Origin of the sequence: Nguyenibacter vanlangensis (assembly GCF_013376155.1) — a bacterium.
Taxonomy (GTDB): Bacteria; Pseudomonadota; Alphaproteobacteria; order Acetobacterales; family Acetobacteraceae; genus Gluconacetobacter; species Gluconacetobacter vanlangensis.
Genome location: NZ_JABXXP010000187.1, coordinates 1 through 4,992, shown reverse-complemented (window position 1 = coordinate 4,992; position 4,992 = coordinate 1). Strand labels below are relative to the sequence as shown.

The following is a 4,992-nucleotide window of genomic DNA, read 5'->3' as shown; positions in this document are numbered from 1 at the left end:
GGGGCCGGGGCCGGGGCCGGGGCCGGGGCCGCGCAGGCTGATAAACCCGCCGCTCCTGCAAGAAGGACGGAGGCGACTCGCGCCACGTACCACCCGCTCCGATCTTGTTTGCTCATACGATATTCCGCTTCGTTTTTCCAGATTTTTCATCGCGATGGCGCACTGATGACGCATCAACTGGCGACGAAAAAAGCGTGATGCGCCCATCAGTCCCCCGCGACCACGGCAGATCCGCAGAGCAGTGCTAGTGACTGTATGACAACACAAAATCGCCGATATCGGACCGCTCGTCCAACACAAAGAAAGTGACAGGTCGTTGCATTTTTGTCGACGCCGGCGCAACCGCCAGTTCGCCTTGACGTTTCTTGATAAAATCCGTCAAGCTGGAATTCGAAACGCGCCGCATTAAGCCACATACCGTGAACAAGGGTCTCATTAACCAGTCCGATGCCCACTATAAAAACCAGAACACCCGGCAGTCGTAACGCGGGCCGAATTTTTACGTTGTCCCGCTTTTCGATTTATTTCGAGATGGTGGCACAAACGGGTTCCATTCGACAGGCCGCGAGTGCGCTGAACGTCTCGGCATCGGCGGTCAATCGACAGATTCTGGCTGTGGAACAGGAGATGAGGCTCCTGCTGTTTCACCGGCATAGTGCGGGCCTGACCCTGACGGCAGCCGGGGAGTTGCTGCTGGCGGCGATCATGTCGGGAAAACGCGATTTCGAATCGTTCCGCACACGCCTCGAAGATTTATCCGGTCTTCGCCGCGGCCTGGTGGAAATGGCTGTGGTCGAAGCCGTCAGCGATCGTTTCATTCCGGAAATTCTTCTGGAGGTCCACAAACTCTATCCCCGTGTCGAATTCAACATCCGGACACTGGATATCGCGGAAATCTGGGAAGCGGTCACCAGTAACGAAGTGGATTTCGGCATCTCAATCCGCAAAGGCGCATCGAAGAAGGTCCATACAGTCGCCACCCTCAATTCACCCGTCGGTCTGGTCGTGCGATCCGACCATCCGCTCGCCGACCTGCGGGAAACCAGACTAAGCCATGCGGTGGGATTGAAACTCATTCTTCCCAGCGGCACCTTGGCAATCGGCGCCAATATTCGCGAAACCCTGGCGCGGCATAGCGTCAACCTGCACGCTGCGATTACCAGCAACCGTATCGTCAGCATCAAGTCGCTCGTCAGAAGCGGCCTGGGAGCAGGCCTCCTGACGCTTGCCGACGTCATGAACGAAGTGAAGGCCGGAGAATTCAGCTTCGTCCGGTTGATCGATACCGGCATCACACCCCTGAATTTCTCTCTCTTCTACCATGTCCAACGTAGCATTTCTCCTGCCGCGCAGACGGTGATCGACTTGATCTCGGATAAATTCAACTCAATCCTCGACGATACGGATCAGACGTAACTGCCTCGATCGAGTGCATCGGCATCAAGGAAGGTCGCTCGGGGAAATGCGCAATCGCCTGGCGCAAGATTGGAAACGCCCGCCACGTGAATGGGCCGAGGCCAAAACGTAGTTCGCCATCATCTTCGGCGAATGCTTCACCCTCTGAGTGAAACAGGCCCTGCGCAAAATCCCCGATAGGCTCGAACGTGTTTGGAAAAACAGGGAGAGGCGATTTTTCGGGCGAGAAAAATGTCTCATCCACAGCCTGGATCACCGACCGGCCGCACCGAAAACCTCGATCTCGGACTTATACCGGTCTCTTATCCGGGGCGTGATTGCGCATAGCGCATGAGATCCCCCGTTATCTGATCCCAGTCAAGCGCCTCGCCCGTCCAGACATGGAAGGTTGGACGGATCGTGTTCGGGTTATCCAAGCTCACCGTCATGACGTCGAGTTCGCCAGGGGTATCGTCCCGGCGATAGGTCAAAGGGGACCCGCACCGGCCGCAGAAGCTGCGGGTAACGCCGGGTGACGATATATAGTCGATTGGTGCGCCGCTTGTGTAGCGAAAGCCGGCGGACGGGACGCTAACGAAGGGAAGCCGGGGTGCCGACGCAGCACGCCGGCAGGTCTCGCAATGGCAGATACCACTGCTGAGCGCTTCACCCTCAGCGATATAGCGCACGGCTCCGCAAAGACATCCACCCTTCATCTGTCCCTCCTACGCTGACCAGTTCGCCCATTTCGTGCGATCGACCTTTGTCATCGATGAGCATGAATCGTTACGGCCGAAACCGCTACCTCAATTTCCAAACGGATTCTTCGTCGGGCTATGGGCTCGGGCCGAGCGCCCCGTTCGCGCGTGGCTATCCGGCCGAGATCAACCTTGAAATCGCTTGGCCGGCGGTCCGTGGCCTGTCTGTCGGGACAGTATTCAAGTCGGATAGTCCGGTGTGAGGCTGCGGACCTCATCGCGCTTTTGAAGATCGGCAGCATCGAGGCCCAATTCCACCGCCGCGAGATGCGGATCATCCGGTCGTGGCCGGCGGCCGCAACCAGGTGGTTTGCGGCGCCGCGGCATCGGCCAGCGCGTCCTGTGTGCGCGCGGCTGACGCCGGCCCGGACGCTGCTATTGCGCGTCCAGGGCCTGGGTCAGGTATTGCTCGACCTGGCGCGTCGCGCCTGGACTGGCGATTTCCAGGAATGTCACGCCCTCGATAATGGACAGCAATGCCGCCGGCCGTTCCGGATGGGCGGGATCGGGGACCAGGCGTGACTCGATCCAGGTCAGCCAGTCCGAGACCGCCTTCTGCGCGATCGTACCGTACGGCGCCTCGCCGGCCGCCGCGCGGGCGATCAGTTCGGTCCAGACCCGCATATAGGGGGCGACCGCCGGATCGCGTCCCATCGCCAGCACCTGCGCGACGAAACGTCCCGGCGGCAGGCGCGGGCCGTCGCTATATCTGCCCAGCAAGGATCGGAATTTTTCTCCGACCCTGGCCAGGGTCTCGATGACCAGCGCCTCCTTGGTCCCGAAATAATAGAGCAGCATGCGGTCGCTGGTCTGCAACTGCCTGGCCAGGCCGCGCAGGCCCATATTGCCCAGCCCGTTCTGCAAAATCAGTTCGGCTGCCTGACCAGCCAATGTCGCGCGCCGCGACGCCTTGTCGCCAGGGGCCGCATCATCCGTCATCAAAATCTGTTGAATCCTCGCCGCAAGGGGATTGTAGCACTCGCTTCATTTCGATAATGTAGCACCTGCTTCATACGGAAGGAGAACAAGGATGCTACGCCTTAACCAGCTTATCACATGTTCCCTGGTGGCTTTCCTTTTCTGGGCCCTGGCAGCCTGGTACGTGCATGCCGTTCCCAGCAGCCTGACGGGCCTGCGCGGCGATATCGGCTTCCTGACCAGCATTCCGGTCGCGCTGTGCTGTGTCTGGCTGATCTGTCGCCTGGCGCGTCTTCAGGGCAATCAGATCCTGGCCGGCTGCGTCGTGGTGATGGCCGATGCCATGCTGTATGATGCGATCGCCCTGCGGTGGTTTCCCTTCATCTATGCCAGCAGCGACCAGGCCTGCCGTCTCGCTTCCGCATGGCTGCTCTGGGGATACGGCATCAGCGCATGGGGTGCCCTGCTGTTCGCAAACCGCTTCGGCACAATATCCAGGGCGTGACGCCCGCCTGCTCGCCCCGGTTATCGGCGGCCGGGGCCGGCCTGCGGTGCCCTGTTGTTTCTTACTGTCCGGTTCCGGACAGCGGGATGTGTAGTTTCCATAAAATTCTTTCTATAACAATGCGTTAGAAAATTTCCGTCCGGATGTTACACTCGTCGCAAGGTCATCCGGAAAGGATCTGCGATGTTCGCGAACATGCTGCTGACGTTCGGGCGCCAGTTGCAGCGTCACCGGCTCTATACCGTGCTCAATGTGCTGGGACTGGCCTGCGGCATCGCGACGTTCCTGACGCTGGCCCTGATCGTCCGGTACGAAACATCCTTCGATACCGCCCTTCCCGATGCGCGGCATCTCTACCGGCTGGACATGTTCTGGCACCCCGCCGGTCGTGCGCCGTCCGAAAATCCGGGCAGCAGCTTTGTGCCCTATCCGTTTCTGCAGCAGGATTTTCCCGCCATCGCGCACGCGGTCCGCGTGCTTTCCGCGTCCATGCCCGTCCGGGTCGGGCAGCAACTGGCAGCCGAAACCGTCACCATGACCGATCCGGATTTCTTCTCGGTCTTCGCGCTGCCGATCGTTGCCGGGCCGGCCCGCGGCCGGCATCTGGACGGCCCGAACATGATCGTCATTCCGGCGCGGATCGCGCGCCGATATTTCGGCACCGTCCAGGCCGTCGGCCGGCAGATGCAGATCGACAACGACCATATGCCCTCGACCGTCACCGCGGTCTATGCCGACCCGCCCCCGAACAGCAGCGTCGATTTCGGCATCCTGACCGTCTTTCCGTCGCAGCAGTACGCAACGCTGCCCTTTACCAACTGGGGCAGCCAGTGGGGCGCGATCTGGATCAGGCTCGACGATCCCGCCGCCGTCGCCGCCATCGGCGCGGGCCTGCATGACTATGTCGCCCGCCACCCGGCCCATCTGCCCGCGACGGCCCTGGCGCAGGATTTCGCGGGGGCGGGCCTGACGCTGGTCGGCCTGCCGGACGTCCATTTTCATGACGCCGCGATCACCGGCAGCGGGACCAGCCGCCAGCTTGTCACCATTCTCGAACTGGTGGGCATCGCGGCGCTTGCGACCGCCATCGTGAATTACGTCAACCTGGCGACCGCCCGCGCCGGCATGCGGGCGCGCGAGGTCGCGATCCGCAAGGTCATGGGCGCGTCACGCGGCGCGCTGGTCCTGCAATTCATGGGCGAGGCCCTGGCCCTGGTCGCGTGTTCCGCCCTCGTCGGGCTGGCCATGGTCGAGGTCGGCCTTGCCTGGATCGACACGCTCAGCGGCTGGACGGTGGCGTTGGACATGTCCTTCGTGCTGCCGCTGGTCGTCCTGATCGTTCTGGCGGTGGGGCTGGTGGCCGGTCTCTATCCCGCGCTGGTCCTGGCCGCGTTCCGCCCTGCCCCGGTCCTGGCC

General features: G+C 61.6%; 6 protein-coding genes. 4 read left to right on the top strand and 2 right to left on the bottom strand.

What is annotated here, in order from left to right; translation table 11 throughout:
* Together HUK84_RS22845 and HUK84_RS10215 are read left to right on the top strand one after the other, a co-directional pair.
* Positions 1–198 (top strand): hypothetical protein (locus tag HUK84_RS22845; RefSeq protein ID WP_218064310.1); only part of this gene is annotated, 198 nt, incomplete at its 5' end.
* Between the two features lie 306 nt (positions 199–504).
* Positions 505–1,416: a LysR family transcriptional regulator gene (locus HUK84_RS10215; protein ID WP_176640197.1), complete on the top strand. Its 912-nt coding sequence runs from the start codon at positions 505–507 to the stop codon at positions 1,414–1,416.
* A gap of 302 nt (positions 1,417–1,718) precedes the next feature.
* Here HUK84_RS10215 and HUK84_RS23780 read toward each other — a convergent pair whose 3' ends face one another.
* Complete coding sequence (locus tag HUK84_RS23780) at positions 1,719–2,111, bottom strand: GFA family protein (RefSeq protein ID WP_176640196.1); 393 nt, start codon at positions 2,109–2,111, stop codon at positions 1,719–1,721.
* Positions 2,112–2,528: 417 nt separating this feature from the next.
* On the bottom strand, positions 2,529–3,092 hold the full coding sequence (locus tag HUK84_RS10200; RefSeq protein WP_176640195.1) for a TetR/AcrR family transcriptional regulator: 564 nt from the start codon (positions 3,090–3,092) through the stop codon (positions 2,529–2,531).
* A gap of 91 nt (positions 3,093–3,183) precedes the next feature.
* Here HUK84_RS10200 and HUK84_RS10195 point away from each other — a divergent pair, with 91 nt between their 5' ends.
* Both HUK84_RS10195 and HUK84_RS10190 read left to right on the top strand, forming a co-directional pair.
* A complete protein-coding gene (locus HUK84_RS10195) occupies positions 3,184–3,576 on the top strand; it encodes a DUF5367 family protein (RefSeq protein ID WP_246285597.1) in 393 nt (130 codons plus the stop codon).
* A gap of 183 nt (positions 3,577–3,759) precedes the next feature.
* Positions 3,760–4,992, top strand: a 1,233-nt coding sequence (locus HUK84_RS10190) for an ABC transporter permease (RefSeq protein ID WP_176640194.1), incomplete at its 3' end; no start/stop codon positions are given.

Coding starts and splice junctions, on each gene's coding strand:
- HUK84_RS10195 (WP_246285597.1), top strand. CDS start 3,184: ATGCTACGCCTTAACCAGCTTATCACATGTTCCCTGGTGGCTTTCCTT.
- HUK84_RS23780 (WP_176640196.1), bottom strand. CDS start 2,111: ATGAAGGGTGGATGTCTTTGCGGAGCCGTGCGCTATATCGCTGAGGGT.
- HUK84_RS10200 (WP_176640195.1), bottom strand. CDS start 3,092: ATGACGGATGATGCGGCCCCTGGCGACAAGGCGTCGCGGCGCGCGACA.